The 23441-nt window shown below is 42.9% G+C and carries 22 protein-coding genes and 1 other annotated feature; of the genes, 7 read left to right on the top strand and 15 right to left on the bottom strand.

Annotation, left to right across the window (positions count from 1 at the left end; all coding sequences use genetic code 11):
• Positions 1-78: 78 nt before the first annotated feature.
• The 8 genes from MHH89_RS06445 to MHH89_RS06410 form a co-directional block, all read right to left on the bottom strand.
• Positions 79-2016, bottom strand: a complete 1938-nt coding sequence (locus MHH89_RS06445; RefSeq protein WP_341086630.1) for a hypothetical protein — start codon at positions 2014-2016, stop codon at positions 79-81.
• 213 nt (positions 2017-2229) lie between these two features.
• Entirely contained in the window at positions 2230-3246 is a 1017-nt protein-coding gene (locus MHH89_RS06440; protein WP_341086629.1) for a sugar kinase, read from the bottom strand.
• Positions 3239-3994, bottom strand: a complete 756-nt coding sequence (gene dagF / locus MHH89_RS06435; RefSeq protein WP_076184626.1) for a 2-dehydro-3-deoxy-phosphogluconate aldolase — start codon at positions 3992-3994, stop codon at positions 3239-3241. Before dagF ends, MHH89_RS06440 begins: the two co-directional genes overlap by 8 nt.
• Complete coding sequence (locus MHH89_RS06430) at positions 3987-5039, bottom strand: DgaE family pyridoxal phosphate-dependent ammonia lyase (RefSeq protein WP_282579774.1); 1053 nt, start codon at positions 5037-5039, stop codon at positions 3987-3989. Before MHH89_RS06430 ends, dagF begins: the two co-directional genes overlap by 8 nt.
• A gap of 13 nt (positions 5040-5052) precedes the next feature.
• Positions 5053-6186: an amidohydrolase/deacetylase family metallohydrolase gene (locus tag MHH89_RS06425; RefSeq protein WP_076317046.1), complete on the bottom strand. Its 1134-nt coding sequence runs from the start codon at positions 6184-6186 to the stop codon at positions 5053-5055.
• A gap of 144 nt (positions 6187-6330) precedes the next feature.
• The gene (locus tag MHH89_RS06420) at positions 6331-7224 is read right to left on the bottom strand and encodes a sugar phosphate isomerase/epimerase family protein (protein ID WP_036677301.1); all 894 of its coding nucleotides are present in this window, start codon (positions 7222-7224) and stop codon (positions 6331-6333) included.
• Between the two features lie 24 nt (positions 7225-7248).
• Positions 7249-8106 carry a sugar phosphate isomerase/epimerase family protein gene (locus MHH89_RS06415; protein WP_076125572.1) on the bottom strand — a complete coding sequence of 286 codons (858 nt, stop codon included), beginning with the start codon at positions 8104-8106 and terminating at the stop codon, positions 7249-7251.
• Positions 8103-9161, bottom strand: a complete 1059-nt coding sequence (locus MHH89_RS06410) for a Gfo/Idh/MocA family protein (RefSeq protein ID WP_339174324.1) — start codon at positions 9159-9161, stop codon at positions 8103-8105. The genes MHH89_RS06415 and MHH89_RS06410 overlap by 4 nt, the downstream gene beginning before the upstream one ends.
• A gap of 123 nt (positions 9162-9284) precedes the next feature.
• Between MHH89_RS06410 and MHH89_RS06405 the strand changes: the two genes are divergently transcribed.
• Positions 9285-10154, top strand: coding sequence for a helix-turn-helix domain-containing protein (locus tag MHH89_RS06405; RefSeq protein WP_076125575.1), 870 nt, complete (start codon positions 9285-9287; stop codon positions 10152-10154).
• Between the two features lie 70 nt (positions 10155-10224).
• Here the strand turns inward: MHH89_RS06405 and MHH89_RS06400 are convergent, their stop codons facing one another.
• On the bottom strand, positions 10225-10728 hold the full coding sequence (locus MHH89_RS06400) for a DUF1572 family protein (protein ID WP_036677310.1): 504 nt from the start codon (positions 10726-10728) through the stop codon (positions 10225-10227).
• Between the two features lie 252 nt (positions 10729-10980).
• Between MHH89_RS06400 and MHH89_RS06395 the strand changes: the two genes are divergently transcribed.
• The 4 genes from MHH89_RS06395 (at position 10981) to MHH89_RS06380 (ending at position 15879) form a co-directional block, all read left to right on the top strand.
• Complete coding sequence (locus tag MHH89_RS06395) at positions 10981-13065, top strand: subtype B tannase (RefSeq protein WP_341086626.1); 2085 nt, start codon at positions 10981-10983, stop codon at positions 13063-13065.
• A 165-nt stretch (positions 13066-13230) separates the two neighbouring features.
• Positions 13231-13923 carry a response regulator transcription factor gene (locus MHH89_RS06390; RefSeq protein WP_076278485.1) on the top strand — a complete coding sequence of 231 codons (693 nt, stop codon included), beginning with the start codon at positions 13231-13233 and terminating at the stop codon, positions 13921-13923.
• A complete protein-coding gene (locus MHH89_RS06385; RefSeq protein WP_076280616.1) occupies positions 13920-15167 on the top strand; it encodes a sensor histidine kinase in 1248 nt (415 codons plus the stop codon). The genes MHH89_RS06390 and MHH89_RS06385 overlap by 4 nt, the downstream gene beginning before the upstream one ends.
• Before the next feature lie 142 nt (positions 15168-15309).
• The gene (locus tag MHH89_RS06380; protein ID WP_076280617.1) at positions 15310-15879 is read left to right on the top strand and encodes a hypothetical protein; all 570 of its coding nucleotides are present in this window, start codon (positions 15310-15312) and stop codon (positions 15877-15879) included.
• Between the two features lie 23 nt (positions 15880-15902).
• On the opposite strand, the gene MHH89_RS06375 is transcribed toward MHH89_RS06380, so the two are convergent.
• The gene (locus MHH89_RS06375) at positions 15903-16892 is read right to left on the bottom strand and encodes a quinone oxidoreductase family protein (RefSeq protein ID WP_076281123.1); all 990 of its coding nucleotides are present in this window, start codon (positions 16890-16892) and stop codon (positions 15903-15905) included.
• A 131-nt stretch (positions 16893-17023) separates the two neighbouring features.
• Here MHH89_RS06375 and MHH89_RS06370 point away from each other — a divergent pair, with 131 nt between their 5' ends.
• Positions 17024-17878 carry a LysR family transcriptional regulator gene (locus MHH89_RS06370; protein WP_341088794.1) on the top strand — a complete coding sequence of 285 codons (855 nt, stop codon included), beginning with the start codon at positions 17024-17026 and terminating at the stop codon, positions 17876-17878.
• A 104-nt stretch (positions 17879-17982) separates the two neighbouring features.
• On the opposite strand, the gene MHH89_RS06365 is transcribed toward MHH89_RS06370, so the two are convergent.
• The 3 genes from MHH89_RS06365 to MHH89_RS06355 all read right to left on the bottom strand — a co-directional run bounded on the left by MHH89_RS06365 (position 17983) and on the right by MHH89_RS06355 (position 20743).
• Positions 17983-18810 (bottom strand): formylglycine-generating enzyme family protein, encoded by an 828-nt coding sequence (locus MHH89_RS06365; RefSeq protein ID WP_076280618.1) that lies wholly within the window; start codon positions 18808-18810, stop codon positions 17983-17985.
• Between the two features lie 163 nt (positions 18811-18973).
• Positions 18974-19609, bottom strand: a complete 636-nt coding sequence (locus tag MHH89_RS06360; RefSeq protein ID WP_076280619.1) for a glycoside hydrolase family 11 protein — start codon at positions 19607-19609, stop codon at positions 18974-18976.
• A gap of 252 nt (positions 19610-19861) precedes the next feature.
• Complete coding sequence (locus MHH89_RS06355; protein ID WP_076281125.1) at positions 19862-20743, bottom strand: alpha/beta fold hydrolase; 882 nt, start codon at positions 20741-20743, stop codon at positions 19862-19864.
• 157 nt (positions 20744-20900) lie between these two features.
• Between MHH89_RS06355 and MHH89_RS06350 the strand changes: the two genes are divergently transcribed.
• Complete coding sequence (locus tag MHH89_RS06350; protein ID WP_076280620.1) at positions 20901-21614, top strand: MerR family DNA-binding transcriptional regulator; 714 nt, start codon at positions 20901-20903, stop codon at positions 21612-21614.
• Positions 21615-21661: 47 nt separating this feature from the next.
• Here the strand turns inward: MHH89_RS06350 and MHH89_RS06345 are convergent, their stop codons facing one another.
• Both MHH89_RS06345 and MHH89_RS06340 read right to left on the bottom strand, forming a co-directional pair.
• Positions 21662-22471 (bottom strand): GNAT family N-acetyltransferase, encoded by an 810-nt coding sequence (locus MHH89_RS06345; RefSeq protein WP_076280621.1) that lies wholly within the window; start codon positions 22469-22471, stop codon positions 21662-21664.
• Between the two features lie 47 nt (positions 22472-22518).
• Positions 22519-22759 (bottom strand) — a binding site (T-box leader).
• A 103-nt stretch (positions 22760-22862) separates the two neighbouring features.
• Entirely contained in the window at positions 22863-23312 is a 450-nt protein-coding gene (locus tag MHH89_RS06340; protein WP_076280622.1) for a DUF1569 domain-containing protein, read from the bottom strand.
• Positions 23313-23441: the final 129 nt, after the last annotated feature.

The following is a 23441-nucleotide window of genomic DNA, read 5'->3' as shown; positions in this document are numbered from 1 at the left end:
TTTTAAATATAAAAAGAAGCCTCGGAAAGCTTACCCAATGATCTTGTGTGATCGTTACGGTGAACTCCCGAGGCTTCTTTATTTTTCTTTTTTATAAGTAATTTCTTTAAAACTCACAGTGATTTTTCCCGTATTATCGGCATCGCCCATTCGAAGATCTGTAGTAACGGTAGCACGGGAAGGGATGGACGAAAAGCTTGCCCCCTTCTGCTTCTTTTTTACATCATAGAGATAATAAGAAACATCCTTAACATTAAGCCCTACATTATCCTTGTGTATAAGTTCTACAGTATAGGATTTTATCACGGCTACATTAGCGTCCATCCACCCCACAACTTCAATAGCTGTATCTTCATGGTTGCCTTCAGTCTTAATGGAGCCGATGGAATGACCATCCTGATTATAAAAATTAATTTTTTGTGCAGCTATTTTCAGATAATCGATATCGATGTCAAGAATTCGGTTTTCGTTGATCTCTGCTGAATCCATCCAGGCAATCGTACCCGCGGGGTTCCACTTTATTTTCTCAGAAGGCACATATTGCTCTAGTGGTAACGGAACAGTACGAAGAGAAACTCCTTTATTATCGTAAAAGGTTAATTCGCCGCTCTCATCATCATGTACAAATCTTTTAAAAGTTGGTGAGAGGAACAGGGATGGCGCCCCGGTCGTCGAATGTGGGATTACGCGATATTTCAGAAGATGGACATCGTCCTTTCCTGTTTTCAGATCAAAGATCCATACATTGCCGAGATAACTCTGCATAAACAATTTTTGCTCATCAGCTTTCCATTGAAATTTATAAATGTAATCATAATCATCAGAAAGCGGCCAGAAGTTTTCCCGAAGTCGTTCAATCTTTCCTGTAAGAACATTATATGAGGACAAATGATATTGCCCAGCTTTTTTCGTCACATCCGATTCCAGAAATAATAGATGATCCTCATCCAGCGGGATTAGCATATTATAGTTGCTCATAAAAGCATTATTCCATCGATTATTGGAATCGTTGAGCTCGTCGCTCCATTTCACCTTTACCTCATCCGAAGCAGGATCATGGGCTAACAAAGCGTTGACAGCATTATGGTCGCCATAGAAAAGATGAATGGTATGATAAGCGATTCCTTGCAGTTCAACTACTTCTCCACCGTTTAATAGATAGTTATTTTCGGATAGGCCAATCGGTTTGGCCACCAGATCTCCAATAGAGTTCCGTTCTGTATTAAACTCCAAACCATTAAATTTTGCTTCCGAGAACAGAATCTTTTTTAACTTGGCAGTTGATTCGTTAGTAAGTGTGTAGCCTGTATCCGTTTTGTTCACATTCATTAACATGCCTTGCTCGCTTGTCTCGTTAATCCATAAATGAAAGGCATATTTATTATTATCTGAAATTAGAACGATATCGTAGTTAGGCGTTGCGGTATTTAAATTTCCTGGTATTTGTTCAGCGGTACGGATGGCTCGGACGAAAATATCTATGGTTTCATGATCTGTATATTCATCCTTTATGTTAGCATTCACTGAACCATGTGCTAGAGCGTTTGCTAATGTGATTCGCTTGATGGTCTCATCTATCTTTAGATTATCGGATTCTACATGCTGATCATTTGATTGAAATAAGGTAAGCAAAGCAGCCTTATCCGTTTCAGATAACTTGTAATGCCCATTTACTCCTGATTTGGTGAAAAGACCATTATTACTGCCCATAATCCAGAATGAGAACTTTTCATTTTCTTTATTCTTCAATTCAACAATAGCCTCATAATCAGGTGCTGCAATATCAAGCTTCGCGTTGTCATACTCAGCAGTATGTATAGCTTTATTGAAACGTTCTATTAGCTTTTGGTCCGTTATGGTTATTAATCCGCCGCTATCATTATGGATTGTAATGGAGTCCACAGAACTCAGATCGATTAGCGTTTGATTCCCTTTATCTTTATTCCCTGTATTGGTACATCCAACAAAGATTATTGAAATAACTGCTAAAAGGGCTAGTAGATTTAACTTTTTCATATAGGCTCTCCCTTCTTATTCTCTCTTCTTTGACGCCGGATAGAGGATAAAGTTGCAAAAAATGAGATTTTGCACCTATTTAAAAAGATCTAATTAAGCCAAATCTAGCCTGTAACCATTGGATCTGATTCTTGGCCTGAACAAAAGTACAGTGTTTATAGCGATAAAAAAAGCCACCGCACAGGCCTGTTCTCCTGTAAGGCAGCTTCTTCTTTATCTCAATATATCTCTTACAGCACCCGTCAGTACACCAACAACTTCTTGCTCGGAGGCCAGCGGAGAATCTCCTTCTACTGTGTGGGCTAGCATACCGGCCGTGGCCGCAAAGGCTACAGAATGCTGAGGATCAAAACCTTCCAGCTCACCATGAATTATACCACTGGCATATGCATCTCCAGCCCCGACTCTATCAAGCACCGGAAAGCTTAAGGTCTCGGAATATGCGAAGCGACCGGATTTGAAGATATAACCGCGCAATGAATGGCGGTTATCATCATGGATGGACCGATGCGTTCCTGCTACCGTACTTAGACTGTAGCGTGAAGCTACTGTGGGAATCAGCTCCTGAAGTTGTTCTTCTCTTGAAGTTCCTTCGGGCTTCATACCAAGGATTAGCATTGCGTCTTTTTCATTCATCAGCACGATGTCGGCCAAATGCAGCATGTCTTCGTAATGGGAGCGCGCCAGCTCATAGCCTCTCTCCCCCCAGAGCGATGGGCGGTAATTGCAGTCAAAAACGACTAGACCACCGTGTTGCTTAACCGTTTTTGCATAAGTTTTCATCGCTTTTCGCACATCATCGTTCATTGCCAGTGTTATCCCGCAGAAATGAACAGCATCCGCGAGGTCTGCCAGCTCTGCGAATGGATAAGTACCCGGAGGAGCAGTATTGAAGCTGCTCTCCGGGCGACCGGAATAAGTCACTCGGGAGGGGCGAGCCCCGAATCCGTTTTCAAGAAAGTACATCCCTATACTTGAGCCCCCGCGTTGGATATGCTCCGGCTGGATGCCCAGTCGCCGAAGATAGGCTGTTGCTGCGTCACCAATAGGATTCGCAGGCAGTCTGGACACCAAAGTCCCCCGATGTCCGTATCGGGACAATGCGGACAGTACATTGACTCCGGTGCCGGAGAACGAATACTTCAGCAGGTTACCCTGAGATAACAGTTCAAAGCCCGGTACCTGTAGCCGCATCATTATTTCACCAAAAGCGGCGATATGTTTAGGCATATTGATCTGCCAGCTTTTTCATCGTCCGATACAGCTGTTGTATGTCCGCCACTCTCGTTCTTCCGCTCTGCGGATCGATGATCGATGTATAGACATGGGGAATCACCTGCGGCACTCCCGCTTCCAATATAATAGACAAGATCTCTTCAAAGTTGTCCAGATCGATACCGCCGGTCGGCTCCAGCGCAAAACCCTCTTCCGCACAGGCTTTGGCCACAGCGATTAGCTCCGCTTTACGGCTCAGCCCCTGCATCGGAAAATACTTTAAAGCATTTCCGCCCATATCCCGAACCAATGCAATCGCCGCATTTACGGGAATTACAGCGGGTACAGATTGTGCCGCACTGGCCGGGCCGGTGGAGATATTCACAAAACCAGGTTGTCCCGTTGGTGCGATCATGCTGTTAATCCAACTATCTTTCGCTCCAAGGTTAGCACGGGTCGCACCAACTGCTGGGAATACCTGATTAATGTGGCTGCCAGCATAGGATTTGACAATCTCTGCAACAACAGCAGCTTGCCGATTATCACCCGCACCTAGTCCTATTGATACCGCACCGTCAATTTCCCGCCCATATGCCTCCATCGCCTGCACGGCTTCTTCTACCGTTGCATAGTCTTTGGACAATACACCGACCAGTACATAACCTTCGGCAGCAGCAAACACCTCTTTGGCATTTTCTATATCCTTAGCCAATACGTTTAAGGCCACCCGACCTTTATAGAACCGCTTGTTAATTTCAGACATTGCTTGCCCCTCCTGTCAATTCCCTTATCCTCGCTGTAATCATTTCTATGTCATCACCCATTAGCGGACGCGGGTCAATATCAAAATAACCTTGCCTTACCCCATAGTCTCTAGTGTAAATAGCCACTTCACCTTGTTGAAGCTGCTGGGACAGCTCAAGTGCTGTTATTGCGCACTGATTCGGGTCCACATGGATGCGTCCACGGTAAATCGCCCGGCCTGCTTCATCCTGCACGATAGTTACCCGAATTCCGGGAAGCCCATCGAGCGGCATCAGCAATTGGAGCGTAGCTTTTTCCTTTTCGCTTGTATCCTGTTTGTGAGCATATTCATCCAACGCTTGCATCAGGCCGAAGGATGTTTCCTTACCAACCTTCATGCTGCGTCCAATGCCGTGAAGCTGCACTTTTAGCCATTCAATATAAAGACGTTTTCCCGCCACAAGTCCGGATGTTGGACCTTCTATGGCTTTGGAGCCACTATAAATGACCAGATCGGATATTTGCACGTATTTCTGCAGATCCTCTTCCGCTGCAGCATCTACAATAAGCGGGACGTTATGAGTTTGAGCCACAGCCCAAGCTTCCTCTACAGAGATCATATTCTTCTGAACGGCATGATGAGATTTGACATACAAGATAGCCGCAGTCTGATCCGAGATCGCAGCAGCCAAATGCTCCGCCCGTCCTTCATTGGCATAACCTGCTTCCACCACTTTACCGCCGCCGAGATAAACCATGGTTTCCACTGGTGCACCGTATTGTACGTTATGACCTTTTAACATCACAATTTCATTTCTAAAAATGCTATCCTGATGGAGCCGTAGACTTGTACGAATATTACCGCGGGTTACCAGCGCCGCCACGGATAAAGCAATTCCACTGGAAGCCGAGTTCACGATCACCGCTGCTTCAGAACCTGTATGACGTGCAACATAATCCCCCGCTTTATCCACCAAATCGGCGATTTCCACATAACTCTGTCCGCCTTGACGCATAGCTTCCATCACCGTATCGGTCGGTGCCGATACCCCGAGGATGCTCATCCGGCCGCTTGCATTAATAACTCTTTTCAGGCCGTATTTCGCATTCCATGTATTTGTCACCTATGATCACTCCTATTGCTTGAATGGTTTGCTGTGCTACCCGGCGTTCCCCCTCAGAATCTACCAGTTCAATCTTCTTATCCGTCACACGAAAAAGGGTCAGATTCGCCTTGTTATTGATCCGAATCTCCCCAAGTTCCGGGCGTCCCAGCCACTGGGCTGCTCTGCTTGTCACCCGTGCAATTGTATCTTCAAGGGAATATCCCAGTGCAAGGAATTTGTTCAACAGATTCGCCATGGAGTAGACGGGACCATTGATACGGTTGCCTCTGTATATGTCTGTGCTGATCGTATCCGGATCAATACCGTTTTGTTTGGCCGCCTCGGCCACAGCGAACGAGAAGCTAGCCGTACCATGTCCCACATCCAAGTGAACTCCACGCTCAATAGCATCTCTCAGCACTTGGAGCGGTCGATTCTCCTTATCGAACAAATTGTTGCTTTTACCATTTAGATAATGGGTTATCACGTCGTTGCGTTGAAGTAGCGGTAAAACCTCACGGATATCCGGCGGTGCGGAGCCTATATGTACCATCAGCGGCAGCCCGGTCTTTTCCGAAAGCTCCAGTGCATGTTGAAGCGGTTGAATGCCATTGTCACCCACTACGCTTTTGCTGATTCTGGCCTTCAAGCCTACGATAAATTCAGGATAAGCAACTACCGCCTGAAGCACCTTTTCATGATCAATCCACTCTAGTTGGGACAACTCGTCAATTCGCATCAGGCCAATCTTTGAAATGTTAAGAAAAGCAAGCAGTTGCGTTGCCGACTTTTTCCCCGCCTCTGCCAGCTCACCAATACGCTCCGCTCCGCAGCTACCTGCGTCCACGAGCGTAGTCACGCCACATTTGATTCCGATTTCATCGATCTCGTCTCCATACGGATTCAATTCTGCAAACGCATGTACATGCAAGTCGATCCAGCCGCTAGAGACATACGCCCCATTGGCTTCCACGACCTTGAAACCATGGTCTTCGGCGGTGCCTCGGGGAACAATCTGGACTACGTTGCCATCAGCTATGACAATGTCCACTTCCGCTCCATTCAGGACTTTCGCCCGGCGGAGGAGCAAACGTTCTGCTGTCATCGTCACACCTTCTTTCCAAATTCAGAACATTACCGTCCTAGGTCTTTCCCGCACAATCTATAACACAAACAGTCCCAATGGATGTAGGATCTTTTTTCACAGGGACTGTTTGGATGAACTATTTATTCTTTATCACTACCGTGTTCAGACCCGAAAACCCTTTAAAAAATTCACAGCCTGGCGGATATCTTCCTCCGGATTAGTGCCAACTTCCCGTTCTATGGTCAGGAATCCTGTATAACCGATGTCGTTCAGTGCTTGCAGATAGTTGTTCCAATCAACAGAACCCGCTCCGAGCGGAACTTCACGGAATGCCGAGCCGGTCTCGGCCATTTCAGCGATTTTCTCATGGTCTAATGCTGGTGCTTCATAACCATATTGACCGTAAACATCGCGTGGATCGATATCGGCAAGCTTGAGACCATCTTTAGCATGGGTGTGTACAATGTAGTCTTTTAGAGTATGAACACCTTGCACCGGATCATCACCAGTCACCATGACCATATTGGCCGGATCAAAATTAACGGAAACCCCTCTGGAACCCAGACCGTCGAGGAACGTCTTCAGACGTGCAGCGGGTTCTGGCCCAGTCTCAATCGCAAAATAAGAATTCATCTCATGTGCATATCTGCTAAGTTCCTCACAGGCAATGTGCATGGTTTCATAGATTTTACTGGCAGGGTTAGAAGGAACAATACCGATATGTGTAGTTACGATATCTGTACCTAGCTCCTTGGCCAGCTCCATAATGCGCTTGGACTTTTCAATTTTGGCACGGTTCTGGGCAGGGTCCTGAAAGCCATGTCCGCCTAAATCTCCAACGAGGGCAGAGATTTCTAAACCTAGCGAAGCAATGTAATCCTTCCATTCACGGCGTGCTGACTGAGAGAGAGTAGCGGGATCAAATTCGCCTTGTACCGCATAAATCTGAACTCCATCTGCCCCAGCTTCTTTTGCCTTGCGCAATCCCTCTTTCACTCCAACCTGAAAGCTGTCTACGATAACACCGATTTTATTAGTGATAATTGGTTTAACCATGGCATAATCCTCCAGTATAATGAATTAGATTTGGTTCCAAACCCGCTTGATGTATTCCAGCCCCAGTCTTGTTCCCTTACGGCACTCTTCCATTCCCTCAAATTCTACAGAGATATATCCATCGTAACCGCTTTCCTTAACGATTCGAATTACACTCGGCATATCGATGTCTCCTTGACCAACGATGGCACCTCTCAACCAGTTCCCACCGGAGGATTGGAACCAACCTTCGCCAGGCTGGCGGTCTTGCGGACGAATATAGAAATCTTTGAAATGCACCATTGAAGCAAGCTTGATGTTGTTAGGTACAGCTATTAGCGGGTTCTCATCTGCGCACAGGAAGTTCCCAATGTCGAGTGTTGTACGGAAGTTATCTCTACCCACCGCATGAACCAGCGCCTGTACACGATCGCTGTGCTGAATAAAGTATCCATGATTCTCCACACTGGTCGTAATGCCTAAACCTGCGGCATAATCAGCAATTTCTCGGCAGGCTTCAGCCAAACGTGGAAGCTCTTCCAAAAAATGCGTGATGGATAGATCGTTTGAGGAGGCTACATCATGCCGCATCCGCTGAATGCCTAATGCCGCGCACACGTCTACTTCCCGCTTTACCCGCTCGACTTCCCGCTGCATTTCCGCTGTCTCCAGCCCGGCAAAGTTCGCCCCGATAGCATAATTGGATAACTCTAGTCCACGACCCGCTGCTGTTCGTACAATCTGATCAATTAGCTCAGGATTTTCAACCAAATTGATACCCAAAGGTACAATCTCCGCATGTTCTGCGCCCAGATCGGCGATCGTCTCAATGACTCCTTCAAGCGTGAGCTCACCCGTTGAAAAAGCCGAATGCAAACTGTAAGTGCTGATTCCTAACTTCATAGTTTCACCTCTTCACCTTTGGCTGCGGATTCATAGATCGCGCCGAGTATCTTCATGATTGTAACGCCGTCTTGCACAGGACTAATTGGTGTAGAGCCGGTACTGATGTTGCTCGCAAAATGATTAATTTCATTCTGGAATGCACTGTTGAACTCAAACCCCTTATTATCGGTCTGCGGATAGGTATTGACGATCGTATCCGCCTGTTCTTTAACAATGACTATCTCAGGATCAATTTCAAACCCCCCCTTGTCACCATACAGGCGTACCGAACGCTCGTCTTCTTTGGCATGCAGTGTAAAGCTGACATCGACCATTAGCGAAGCTCCATTCTCAAAGCGAATCAGTGCATTCGCTAAATCTTCCACCGTATTGTTCGCTGCGTCGTAATCGGCGGCTTTATAGAATGAGAGATTCTTAATATTAAAACGATTGCCGAGCTTCCGGTAGGTATTAGCACTTACCGATACTGGATTCGGACGGCCCATCAAATACCAGCATAGATCAATCACATGGACACCAATATCGATCAGCGGTCCGCCGCCGGAGCGTTCAATATCACTGAACCAGCCGCCGGGATTGCCTAGTCTCCGGAACGTCGTTGCTTTTGCATAATAGATTTCGCCGAATTCTCCTTGTTCCACCAACGTCTGAAGGAGCTGGGCATTGGAGTCATAACGTCGTACAAAGCCTACTTGCAAAATCTTGCCGCTCTTTTCCACTGCTTGCTGTACCTGAAGCGCTTCTTCAACCGTACGGCAAAGCGGCTTTTCCACAAGCACATGCTTGCCTGCCTCAAGCGCCGCGATGCTGATCTCGGCATGAGAGTTGTTCCATGTGCAGATGCTGACTGCATCTATTTCGGAATTGGCCAGTAATTCACGATAATCCGTGTATACCTTCTCGACGTTATATTCTTTAGCAACTTCGCGTGCACGTTCTTCATTCAGATCACATACCGCATATATGGTTGTCTGCGGATTATTCCGATAAGCACTTAAGTGCATGCCGGAGATAGAGCCCGTACCTATTACGCCAATTTTGATCTTATCCATTAACACTCGCTCCTTTATTTTGCATAGGTTATGATTCGTATTATAATGATTTCAACCCTAAACACCATGCAGAGCCTTGCGGTTTCATTTGTACAATTGTGCTATAGGAGGTGCAGTCTATAAATGTTGGACTATGATAAACATCTACAGGAACCCATGGACATGCCGGATCCCGAGTTTCCGATTAAAGTACATACCCAGCGTTTCCACCAAGAAGGAGTTATGTTGTTCCCACATCATTGGCATGAGCATCTTGAGTTTATATTTATTGAGAGTGGTGAGGCTGTTTTTGAGTGCGGACGAACACCGATCAACGTTCGGGCTGGCGATTTAGTTGCTGTGAACAGCAACGAGCTGCATTATGGGGTAAGCGCTTCTTCTGATTTATTGTATTATGCGATTATTGCAGATACTTCTTTGCTGCATAGTGCGGTAAGCGACGCTGCCGAAACCAAGTTCATCGCCCCGATTCAGCGGAACCAGCTGCTGTTACGTAACCATATCCGGGGGGATCAGCATATTACTGACTGTGCTTTGGCGATTATTCGGGAACTGGAACGTCGCGAATTTGGTTACGAGCTGGCCGTCAAGTCCGAGCTATACCGCCTGTTAACGCTGTTGTTGCGCAGACATATCGTCACCGTACTCTCACAAGCTGAGCAAGAGAGGCGTATTCAGACCGTTGAACGCTTCGCACCTGTTTTGCGATATATCGATACCCATTACCAAGAACCGATTCAAGTTGACGAACTTGCGGCGCTAACGGGGCTAAGCCGCTTCCATTTCAGCCGTCTCTTTAAGGAACTAACTGGGCATACGATATCGGAATATGTAAATGCTGTCCGTTTAGACCGTGCAGATTATTTGCTCCGCCATACCCAGCTAACGATTTCTGAAATCGCTACCACTACTGGCTTCAGCGATATCTACTATTTCAGCCGCACCTTCAAAAAGCATAAAAAAGTAACCCCTAGCAGTGTGAGGGGATTCTAGTTAGAGTGAACAAAGGACTGCCTCTTGGCAGTCCTTTGTTAGTGTATGCAGCGTTCCTCTAGTTAAACTATTATTGCCATACAAGCTGTCCCTTTCTTATTTTTGCTGCATAGATGATTTGGCCTGTATGATAATGGACTTCTCTCACCATCGCTATCATGAGATTAAGAGCAGTGGTCTCGTTATTTACTTGGCTATATGTAAGTGGTGGCAAATTAAGAAAGGGTTGTGACATCAATAACTCCGGGTTAGATTGGAGCCGTTCAAGGTATTGGATAATAATATCAAAAGCATCCCTGGTCATGGTTATAGCTTGTTCTTTTGTCATTTCTAGACCTCTTTCAAACTCCCTCTCTCTATCTCTTGTATCAGGAATATCTAAAAGAATGGTTTCAATTCGTGAGTGTACCGCCCCGCTAATATGAGCAACCAAATTTGCAATACTGTTACTTTCCACGGTTGGGGACCATGTAATATCCTCTTGGGTACATTGCTCGATTGCTTGGAGCGTCCATTTCTTTTCCGATCTAAATTTAACCAACATACTTTCAATTAACTCAATGGCGATATCCATTGCTAACCTCCTATTGATATAACCTATGTAAATTTTACCAAACTCATCTCTACTGTCAAATGAAATCCAGTACCAATGCTATTTTTATGCCACAATGTTTTGTTACATTCTTATCCGAGCTCCTGAGTAGAGTTAATTGATAACGTTTGTTGGCCTTAAAAGAAGGAGTTGGTATATGACACTGTTTAATTCAGATTAGTACAAAAGAGACTGATGAGATTATCTACTATTTTTAGAAAAAGGAGATACGAAATGAAACTTAAAAAATGGATTGCCCCTATCCTCACATGTTCTCTGATGAGCCTCTCTTTCGCTACAGGATCTGCAAGTGCAGCAACTAACAGCGAGTATAGCTTGAAATTCAATGCGACTAACTATACTACAAAGACCATAACGGTGGATGGTCAATCCGTCACTTATCGGGCATATGAGAATATCGTTTATGTAAAGAACCCTGTAGATATTAATTATGAAACTATGAACGTCTATGTCCCTGAGGAATACTTCCAGGGTAAGTCGATCGGTAGTTACACCGCCGATACCGCACCTATCTTCTTCCCAAACCAGGTTGGCGGGTATATGCCTGCTCAGCCAGGTAGTACTGAAACAGGTAAAGGAATGGGTATGGGGGCAGGTCCACAGAACGGCGCTCCGAAAACAGACAAGGAATCCGCAGCAGCCCCAGGCGCCGATACAGGAACGGAATTGAATAAACCCGCTGCGGGTAAAGACGAAAACGCAGGAACACCTTCATCTGAATCTCCCAGTGCTATCGCAGTTGCCCTGTCCAAAGGTTATGTGGTCGCATCTCCAGGCGCTCGCGGTAGAACTACAAAGGACGAAAAAGGTGTTTACACTGGTAAGGCACCCGCAGCTATCGTAGATCTGAAGGCGGCTGTCCGCTACCTTCGCTTTAACGACGACATTATGCCTGGTGACGCCGAGAAGATCATCTCTAACGGCACAAGTGCTGGCGGCGCGCTCTCCGCATTACTGGGTGCTACCGGCAACAATGCGGAATATGAGCCTTATTTGGAAGCGATCGGAGCAGCTGATGAGCGTGACGACGTTTTTGCCGTTTCGGCCTACACGCCGATTACGAATCTAGATAACGCAGATGCCGCTTATGAGTGGCAATTCAACGGAATTAACACTTATGAAAAACTTGATTTCTCCGGAAATACGGATTTTAACATGGAAAGAAAGTTGGTAGAAGGAACATTGACGGAGGATCAGATTCAGGTATCTAACGAACTGGAAGCTATGTTCCCTGAATACGTCAATCGTCTAGGACTTACGAATACTGACGGAACAGCTTTGAAGATGGATGCGGACGGCAATGGCACCTTTAAAGATTACATCAAAGCTTTTGTGATCGCTTCAGCGCAAAAAGCGTTAAAATCGGGTACAGATCTGTCCGACAAAACCTGGATCACCATTGAAAATGGCACTGTTACGGATATCGACTATGATCAATATCTCGCATACTTGGGCAGAATGAAACTGCCTGGAGCCTTTGACGGTTTAGACCTGAGCAATGGTGAAAACGATCTATTCGGCACAGCGAATGTCGCTGCCCAGCATTTTACTCAGTTCGGTTTGGAGCATGATACAGCGGGGGGAACACTTGCTGACCAGAATCTAGTGAAAATGATGAATCCAATGAACTATATCAGCACTGAGGGAACAACCACTACAAATAATTGGCGGATTCGGATGGGAACCAAGGATAGTGATACTTCCCTCGCTGTTTCTACTATATTGGCAACAGAGCTTGAGAACAAAGGTTCAAACGTTGACTTTGCAATGGCTTGGGATATTCCACACAGCGGAGATTACGATCTGGATGAGCTTTTTGCTTGGGCGGACAAGGTTAGTGCTACTTCGCCAAAAGCATCCGCAGCTGCCATTCCTTCCAAATCATCATTGTTGGTGAATGGTAACAAGATATCTGTTAACGCGTACAATATCGACGGCAGCAACTATTTTAAATTACGGGACATTGCTATGATTGTAAACAACACTACACAACAGTTTGAAGTGACATCGGATGAAAATACGAATACTTTAAACATTACATCTGACAAAACGTACACTCCGACGGGCATTGAACTTTCAGCATCTGTAAATACTAGTTCAAAGACCGGTGTTATGACAGCCACTAAGATAACTTTGAACGGACAAGAGATTTCAGTAACGGGCTATAATATCGGCGGTAGTGAGTATTTTAAGCTGAGGGATATTGCAAAATCACTTGATTTTAATTTGGAATGGGATGCTGGAACGCACACCATAAGTATAGATACTTCTAACATCTATAAGGACAGTAATAAATAATAGAACAGTAACTTATTCTGGTTACAAGAGGCCGATCCTTCAATCGGTCTCTTTCCATTCCATTTAGAATGCGATTATTTCCCTCACGAACATGCAGTCTTCCTTGCTCCTTTTAGACAATTTACATACAATAAGTTCCAAGATATCGGAATAAAGGTGGTAGCTATGCAGGGTAAAGTGAACATACTAATTTGTGATGACAATATAGCTGTACATGAGAGCATATCTGCTTATTTACAGGCGGAAAATATGGAATATGAATCCGTATACAATGGTGAGGAAGTTCTTTACAAATTGGAAGATCAGCATTTTGATCTCTTAATTCTAGATATTATGCTGCCTGGACTTTTTGGGACAGAGGTCTGCCGTAAGATTCGCTTGACTAGTAACGTCCCGATTATAATGCTGAGCGCAAAAGGTGAGGAAACTGACCGCATATTAGGTTTGGAAATTGGTGCAGATGACTATATTACAAAACCGTTCTCCCCCCGGGAGGTCGTCACAAGAGTAAAAACCATTTTAAAACGCACTCATTACACCTTTCCAAGTGAAGACGCCATCCTGACGCTGGGAGAAATGAAGATTGACCGAAATGCTTTTAATATCAAAATTAATGGATCACGAATGGAATTTACACCTAAAGAGATCGAATTGCTTATCTATTTTACAATTAATAAAAACAAGGTGCTTTCAAGAGAACAAATCTTAAATAAGGTCTGGGGTTATGATTATTTCGGTGATACTAGAGCCGTTGATAATCTCATAAAAAGAATGAGAAAAAAACTGCCTGAAAAGAATTTGGGATTTGAAATCAAGTCTGTTTATGGGATGGGCTACAAAATGGAGACTTCCACATGAAAAAAGTAACTTCCAACAAAAAAGTGATTTATCTGGCCATCCTCTTTTGTTTCATTTTAGGACAACTTGGAGGAACCTTGATTATTAAACAGCTTTTTTTGAATTATAAATTAAAAGATATGCTGCCTCAGGCCTCTGCTATAGCTGCTGAAATGGCACAAAATGAGATGAGCATTCGAGGTTTTAAACCGTATCTTATGAAGGTGTATGATTTAGAGGGGAATGACCTTTCACCTGGTGACGAAAATAAGCATCTTTTTTTCAATGTTACATCGGAAGAATTCAAGGATGCCCTTATAGATTATATTCCCGAAGTAATTAAGTACAATAAATTCGCTGCGATTAAAAATATTAATGGGTTTCCGAGTAAATCCATTGTCGTAGGTGCACCTATTATTCAGGATAAACAAGCGGTCGGAGTCGTCTTTTTATTAGAACCTGGCAGTGAATTTCAGGCGGTATTGAATGGCTTCTATTACGTTTTTACAGGTACCCTTCTGTTAGGCACACTAATAATCAGCTTCTTTATATCCTCCTATCTAAAGGAGATGAAGCAGCTTGAAAAGACTCGTCGGGATTATATAGCGAATATTAGCCATGAGCTGAAATCTCCCATTGCCTCTATCAGAGCTTTAACGGAGACGCTGGCAGATGGAATGATTCAAGATGAAGAAAAAACAAATAAATACTATGGAATTATTTTATCCGAATGTGCGCGCTTGCAACGATTGATTTATGATGTACTGGAATTATCAAGAATGCAAAATAAAAAAGAAACTTGGAATAAAGAAAAAATAGATACTCAGGAATTAGTCATGCTTATTGAGTCTAAATACTCTTTCTTGTCCGATGAAATGGGCATTGTATTTGAGATTACAGATAACGCCAGAAACCTTCCAGATGTTTTTTCTAATAAAGATAAAGTGTTGCAATTAGTCAATATTTTGATGGATAACGCCATGAAATACGTTCAGGAGGATGGGAAAATAACTTTTGATGCTATTGTGCATTCGAGGGTTGTAACTGTGCAGATATCAGACAATGGACCCGGCATTGCAAAAGAGCACCTCCCTTATATCTTTGAAAGATTTTACAAAAGTGAACAGTCCCATAATGAAAAAGGAAGTGGTCTTGGGCTTGCTATCGCCGAGGAAATTGTAAATGGTCTGGGAGAAAAAATATTGGTTACAAGCAAACCGGGAAAAGGAACGGCTTTTCAATTTACCATTAGACGGTTCAAATAATAACTCTCTCATTTAACACCAAGAAGGTCAGGTAAGGGTATTTCCCTCTACTGACCTTCTTATATTTTATTAATTGTGTAAAAGAAACTATCTTCCATCTTATGGGTATAATTAACATAAAGCTCTATAGGAGGGAAAATCATTGAGAAAAATTAGGAAGCTGATTCTTTTAGGATTTTGCATCATGATTTTACCGGGAACCGTGATTTATGCTGCAGCTGGCTCATCTGAAGTTTCATTATATTTGAATAATGTGCTTCAAAAACAGCCCGCAATATTTTCCGAAGGTTCGATTTCCTTGACGACTGAACAGTTGTCTAAAGATTTATTTGCACTATTCGCCTTGGATGAATCAGGTAAAACCGTTCGAATCTACAAGCCTAATATAAACATGGTTATGCTCGATAATAACGGAGAGATTTTTGGTAAAGTAAAAAGCCCGTCACGTTTTGCATTTTCGACTCTATTACAGGTGGATCATTTAAAAACAGAAATTTCAGATATTAAGGTTGTGATCACCGATCCTGCGGATAAAACAGAAACCATTGATGCTCAACAAATTAAGAACAGCGAAGAAAACTTTTGGTTCAAAACCAATGAGTATACATATTCCTTTACTACAAAGGGCACCTACACTATTCAAGTATTTTTTAAAGATGTGGCTTCGAAAAAGTGGTTTCCTGTCTCCGAAATTGATATATTTGGCATTTGAATTCCAGTTATAAGGGACTCCGCTCATTCTATTCTTATCGCGATATTACCAAATTGTTCTCCCTGCTGCATTCGGTGAAAGGCTTGAACTGTGTCTTGTAAAGGATACACTCGATCAATGATAGGTCGAATCGAATGGTGTTCCATAAACTGAAGCATATCCGCAAACTCTTCACTACTTCCCATTGAGCTACCTATGATACTAATTTGCGGGAAAAATATGGCTCGCGTCGGGATTTCGATTCGATCTCCTGAGCTTGCACCAAACGTAACAATACGTCCATTGGGTTTAATAATATCAAAGTAATGTGGGAACGTCGCAGGCCCAATGCTGTCGAGGATGAGATGAACGGTGTCTCCTTTCATTCTTTCCTTCCAGTTGCTATGACTGTCAAACGCATGATCAGCTCCATGAGCGAGTGCAGCTTGTCTTTTCGTTTCACTGCGTGAAGTGACACTGATACGTGCACCCACCGCTGAAGCCATCATCATGGCATAAGTCGCAACCCCACCACCAATGCCAGGTATAAGAACATGTTCACCTTTCTTTAAGCGGCCTCTAGTGAATAGCGCCCGATAGGCTGTTAAGGCAGATAAGGGCAGCACGCCGGCTTCTTCCCATGACAGGTAAGCTGGCTTGCTGATGGCATTTTGCGCAGGAATGATGATTGACTCAGCGAATGTGCCTTCTGAAGGTCCCCCTACAATGGCTGGAACGTTTGGAATATTGTCACTATATTCCCATCCGATGCACGGATTAATGATGACATCTTCACCTACATTATGATCCAGCACACCTTCACCTATTGCTTCAATTCTCCCCGCGCCATCAGAGCCGATAATCAAAGGAACATCCTGTTTTGTTCGGTCATCCATGATAAACAAGTCCCTGTGGTTCAGCCCTGCAGCCATTAACCTAACCTTCACTTCTCCAATCCCCGGTTTTTTATCCATAATCTCTTTATAGTTCAAGCCCTTCAGGCCACCTTCTCCAGCATGTACAATGGCTTTCATCATCCAAGCCCCTTCCTCAAGTTGTTATTAATGAATCTATAATAAATTTTACATAGTGGGTGTAATCCAGTAAAATGATCAAAACTGAAGGTGACTATCATAAATCATCATACCAAGAAGGTGCAAAGGAAATGGAAAGTGGAGATTTGAGAATATTTCAAGCGGTTGCTCGCGAGGGTAGCATAACGAAGGCTGCTCAAGTCTTGAATTATGTCCAGTCAAATGTGACGAACCGGATTCAGTATCTAGAAGCTCAGCTGAAAATCCCCCTATTTCGTCGATCCAATCGAGGGATGACGTTAACGCCGGCAGGTGAGAACTTACTGGTATATACAGACAAAATATTATTACTAATGGACGAGGCTGTGATAACCACACAATACTCTGAGCACCCTGCTGGTCCGCTCCGTTTAGGTTCCATCGAAACAACAGCGGCTACTCATCTGACACCTCTGCTAACCGAATATCACTTACGATATCCCGAGGTTAATCTATCGCTTATAACGGGAGAAACGCATAACCTCTTACAAAAGGTGCTTGATTACCAACTAGATGGAGCCTTTGTTTATGGACCCATTGACCAGCCTGATATAGAACATGTTGTTGCTTTCGAAGAGGAGCTGGTGCTTATCTCACAACCAGGTAAGAGCGAAATGCGCGAATTGCTTACAAAGCCAATGTTGTTTTTCGACGTCGGATGTACACATCGTGCCAAAGCTGAGAGTTTCCTAAATGAAAGCGGGATGAGCTCTTATAAGATTATGGAATACGGAACGTTAGATGTAATTCTAAGTGGGGTTTCAGCTGGACTCGGCGTGTCAATGCTGCCCCAATCTTCGATTTCCAAGGCCGAAGAGGCGGGAGTAATTACTTCCCACCGTCTGCCTGAAGGATATCGAGATTTGCAGGTATTGTTTGTGTATCGCTGGAACGCGGTTTTTTCTAGTGCGTTGTCAAAATTAATCCAAATGATCGAAGAAATATAGCAAACATACATATTGGGGATTGATTATATTCGAGCGCAAAGCTTGTTTATTAATCAAACCCTTTTCAGCTTTTTACGATTATACTTGGTATGTCTTGTTCCCATTTACTCACCACGAATCACTCGAAAACCTTGATCAGGGCCCATACCATTCGCTTCGAACTTTCCCCGAAATGAAATCTCGTTGTTGCTAATGCCGCCGATCCACCCGCCACCCTTTACAACCCGAAAAGAACCGCTCTTACTATCTATATCTCCGTACCAGTTCCAACACCATTCCCTAACATTCCCTGACATATCGTAAAGACCTAGCTCATTAGGTTTTTTGCCACCAATAGATTTTGTTTTGTTATGGTTGTTTTCTATGATCGGCCAGTTCCAATCTCCTGATAAGTATTTGTCTCCAGCGTTTTGCCAATACCATGCTACTTCATCTGCTTTATTGCTTCCACTGTAGGTGTAACTTTTGCTTAACTGTCCTCCACTTGCAGCATATTCCCACTCTGCTTCAGTAGGCAATCGGTAACCATTAGCTCCTGCATTGAGCGTTACTGTCCATTTTAAATTATCATTATCACTCTTATTATTCGGATCTTTTTTATTTTTATCTATATTGTAATAGGGTTTGAACCCCTCTTTTATACTTCTTTTATTACAGTAATCTATTACGTCATACCAGTTAACCATTTCTACTGGCAAGTTGTCGCCTTTGAATGCTGAAGGGTTGCTTCCCATTATTTCAACCCACTCTTTCTGAGTAACTTCATATTGCCCGATATAAAAATTTGATATAGTTGTACTTTTGTAGTTGGAATTTGTGTTAATGAAAGCCCCGCCTTTGACTAATACATAAGTATCCTTCTGTTCAGGCTTTTCTTGCGAACAAGCGCTGATAACAACTACTATTAAAAGAGAAATTAATAGTTTTCTCATGGATATATCTCCTTTCCAACCACTGGTATGTAGTTAAGTATCATTTGTTGAATGATCTAGAATGATCTAAGGCTGCCGGCTGTGGACCGACAACCTTAGCAATGACAGTGATTAATAGTTATTTTAATCATCTGGAGATGCCTGAGCTGGTCCGATGCTCAAGTTACCATACTGTTACGTTTGAGCTCCCGCTACTTTGATATCCTTCTGTCGCTAACACCTGATAAGACCAACTGCTGCCCAGATTCATTCCGTAACTTTTCCAAGCATTAACGTGGTTGGCAAAAGTGATCGCGACATTGCTTCCCGTTGCTCGTTTGGATTGTCTTACACTCCAAAACTGTGTGAAGGTTGCCGTACCATCAATAGAAGGGGCGTTCGTTCTCGTAGTCGTATATATATCATATGTGCCTCCATCACTGGTCACGGTACCTTTATAAGTTCCAGTAGGTCTATAAGTGCCCCAGCTATCAACGACGTAATATTCTATGAGGGAGTTTCTCGTCCACCCATAAAGAGTTAAATACCCATTGCCGGATGGTGCCCAGACGCCTGCATTGTAGTTTATTGTTCTAGATGGGGATCCAGTATTCCAACCTTTACCAACAACAAAGTTACCAGTATTTGACCATGTAACACTGTAATTCCCACCAGATCCATTAGTAGCACTTACTGTCCCGCCACCATCGGTCCAATTTTGCCAATAGTCTGTCGCTGCACTTGAGGTTGCTGCAAACAAGCTGAAACTCATTGAAGCTGCCATAATTACAGTCACGATTTTCTTGTTAAATTTAAACATAATCTACCTCCTGAAATTTTTTGTCACTACATACCTACATACTGCTTGTCTGTATTTCTAGTAGTCGAAGCAATTCCTTGTTGGGGCAGATTCGCAACACCACTTCCTTCCATATATATTAATGTAAGCGATTACATATGGAATTTTATCATAGATCGTTTACTATTTAATCTCTTCAAATTAAAGCTTTTACCCTAAAAAGTATTGTTCTTTTGGGATACCTTATTCACTGGATTTTTGTATCTGCCACAATTACAATCCAGTATTTTTTAGTAACACGTTCATAAACCAAGGCTTAATCAGTGGTAAGGCTACTGCTGGTTGCATAGCTTTTGTATGGTCCATCTGGGCTCCCGAAAGGATTTCAACATCCCAGCCTAAATCCGCCAACTGCTCCTTATTCTTTTTTAACAACCCGACGATGTCAACGGTAACGCTCCCGAAATTTTCACCGTAAACAATCGTATCATTTCCACCTGCAAAAGCTAGTTTAGGGAGACTAAGCAAATGTTGAATACTGCGATCATCAAAGGCTGTGAGGCTCTGGTATAGAGAGACAAATTGTGCTGTAACACGGGTATCTATGGTAACCTTTATATTGTCCCAATCCATTTCGTTTGGATTCTCCGATCCTGTTGGGCTTTCTACAGATTCATTTTGGTTACTCAAAGCTTGTGTATGTGTTTTATGGGTCACAACCCTCATTTCTTGATAGGGGCCATTATAGGGTGGAAAACCTCCCATTACCAAACTCTCCAAGCGATCTGTTCTTATAGCCATTTGCAATCCAATCAACGCAAGCCAGGAATAACCGTAGTAACTAAAGCTTGTAACATTCATTTCATCCGCAATGTGGAGAAGATCCTTCACAATATGATCTGCTGTTAGATTTTCCTCTGGATATTGAAATAGATGACCTTCATAATCGAAATAAAGCACTTGAAACGTATCCGCTAATCCTTCAACAAAATGTTTGCCTAATTCGGGATCTACTCTCCATAGCTTTAAGTTTTCTGCTTCCTGATTGTACACAGATTTTTTAGCGATGGGTAACATGAGGGTTGGACAATCTGGAAGTCCTGCCATACCTACTTCTATTTCTGATTGGTTTGCTAATTGTATTATCTTTTTCAATGAACTCACTCCTTTGTGTTCTATAAAAGTATCATATAACATTCATGCAATCTTTCGGTTTATCCCTCTACCTCCCTTGATATATCTACCTAAATTCGATTTAATATTGTTGTAGCACTTGAAGGTTCAACTTTAATGTTTTGGGGTGATGATGTTTATGGAAGAGATATATACACCTACACTGATAGCTAAGCAATTAAATGTGAGTACCACTACTTTAAGGAGATACGAAGATCAAGGTTTAATTCCAGATGTACCAAGGACCGCCAGCAACCGCAGATGTTACACTTCCATCCATATGCAAGCTTTTATTACCATTCGGGCATTATTGCAGGGATATGAAATTCCGGTTGTGTACGATGTGATGAGGAAGATAAAAGGCCAGCAGATGGAGTCTGCTCTTTGGGCAATCAATCAAGAGCAACATAAGACCCAAGTGGAAAAAGAAAGGTTAGAGGAAGTCTTACGCATGTTTCGGGATGTTGATTTATCTAAATACAAAGATTTAACTGTATCAGATTCAATGACGATTGGTGAAGTTGCACAAATGGCAGGAGTTAATCCATCAGCTATTCGGCATTGGGAACAAGAAGGGCTAATCTCTTCGAATAGGAACAAAGATAATGGCTACAGAGTCTTCACTTTAACGGAATTAAGAAAAATTATTCTTATCAGCAGTTTAAGGAAAACTGTTTATTATATCGAGAATATGAAACAGCTTTTGAATGAAATAGAAACACATAACTACAAAAAAGTGGAGATATCCTTTCAGCTTGCCTTACAAAAATTGAATTCTCAATTAATGAAGCAATTTTTCGCGATAGCTGAACTTACAAACTATGTGAAATTGTATAAAAGTAATGCCGAGTAACATATTGATCATAGAAAAAGGACTACCTTGCGGTAGCCCTTTTGTGCCTATTTGAACTTGATGTCAACAATCTTCCCGCTTTCCACAAAACCAATATTTCGATAAACCTTATTCGAGTCAGGATTCTTTAAATCAGCATAAAGCATGGGCACTAAATCCTCCGATAAAAGAACGGAACATAACTCTGCTACTAGTGCACTTGCATAACCTTTTTTCCGGCAAGACGGTGGTGTGTATACCGCATTTATTCTGGAATATCTTGCCGACCTATGTGCAATGTACGCCATCGATACAGGTTTATCGTCTACAAACCATATATACAAGTTCCCTGTCTCAATCATCCTCTTGGCATCTAGAATTTTAGCTTCTGGGTTCACCCTAACCCCATAAGCCCCCTCTGAGAAACCCGCCAAAAACTCTGCTACAATGGCCACATTTTTTCTCGTTCCTTGTTGCATTATGCCTTTTACGTTCAAAGGTTTCTTTGGATCTGTACAGAAATAAGATTCTATAGTCATCGTGGACTCATATTGAAGATGATTTGCCTGAGAATACAGCTGTGCAAAACGTTCTGTTGTTTTTGGTTCTCCAGATACTCCCGGTAATGTAGTCTCTTTAAGAAATTCTATAAGTTCTTCGTAGAGAACGGCCTTCTTATCCTCGACAATATCCTTAGAACTCCAAAGCCATGCGTTATGTCCCGTTGACTGGGCATAAATCATTGTTTCATCAGAATCTTTTAAGCAAGTAGAACTCTTCGACTCGCAAATAAGGTGAATCAGGTTGTATTGAACCTCATCAGCAATAAACATATCCTGGCTAAGTATTCGATCGGAGACATTGATTTTTTGAAACATTGTTACTCCTCCTTATTTATTTATAAGAACGCAAAAAACTCCGTCCCATTAGGGACGGAGTAGATTCCGCGTTACCACCCTGATTGGTGTATTTATGAATACACCCTCTCTGCTGCCATCGTCCAACAACGATGCTTCTTTGTAACGGCAGAATCCCGGGCCCGCCTACTATGATTTCGGGAGCCAGCTCTGAGGCGATTGTTCGATTCGGGTGTCCTCTGCCTCGTACCAACCGACAGTTCTCTGATCGACATATCCGGATTTACTTGTCCTCTTCGTCGCATTTGATTGCAATGTAATTAGATACAATATAAAGTAATAGGGATTTTATGTCAATAAAAAATATGTAAGTTGGCGACGTTAAACAATTATTATTCACTGCGGAAAAATACTAAACACCAAATTGTCTTAAATGATGGTCTAGATGTTTATAAATCCCTTTACCCCATTGCTCCGGAGTGAATTTCCCGAAAAAAGGATGTGGATGGGATGAACAATTCTCCGGACCGTTACTTTGAAAAGTTATAATCTTTTGTTTCAGTATTTCTTTTTCTTTTCCAAAATCTCTATCATCTAAAATAAGTATGGTCGGAATTGTTGACATATTATGTGGTACTGGCTTGTCATTGTAAAAAATAGATTTCACAAACCCTCCTATTAATATTCCTAGCCAACTTCTAGGAGGAAAGGAGTTTCCATTTGCGATGTCTTGAAATGCTGAACAGTGAGCCAACATTTGAGAAACATTCATTTTTCCCCACTGTGGGTTTGAATTAGGACTTAAATTCTCGATACGGCACAGTATCTCCGCGGTATGTAAATTGTTATATATACTTTCCATAAACACACTTCCATTACGTTTTTTGGGTTTTCGATTTTTTCATTATTAGTTCTGATGATCCATATATCACGATAAGCTATTGTATTCATGATTGCATCATAATAATTTTACAGTATACTGCCGATCTAA

The organism is Paenibacillus sp. FSL H7-0323, from assembly GCF_038002725.1.
In the GTDB taxonomy this organism is placed as follows: domain Bacteria; phylum Bacillota; class Bacilli; order Paenibacillales; family Paenibacillaceae; genus Paenibacillus_AQ; species Paenibacillus_AQ odorifer.
The sequence above is the reverse complement of the archived record's forward strand: the minus strand, read 5'-3'. Positions and strand labels throughout refer to the sequence as shown.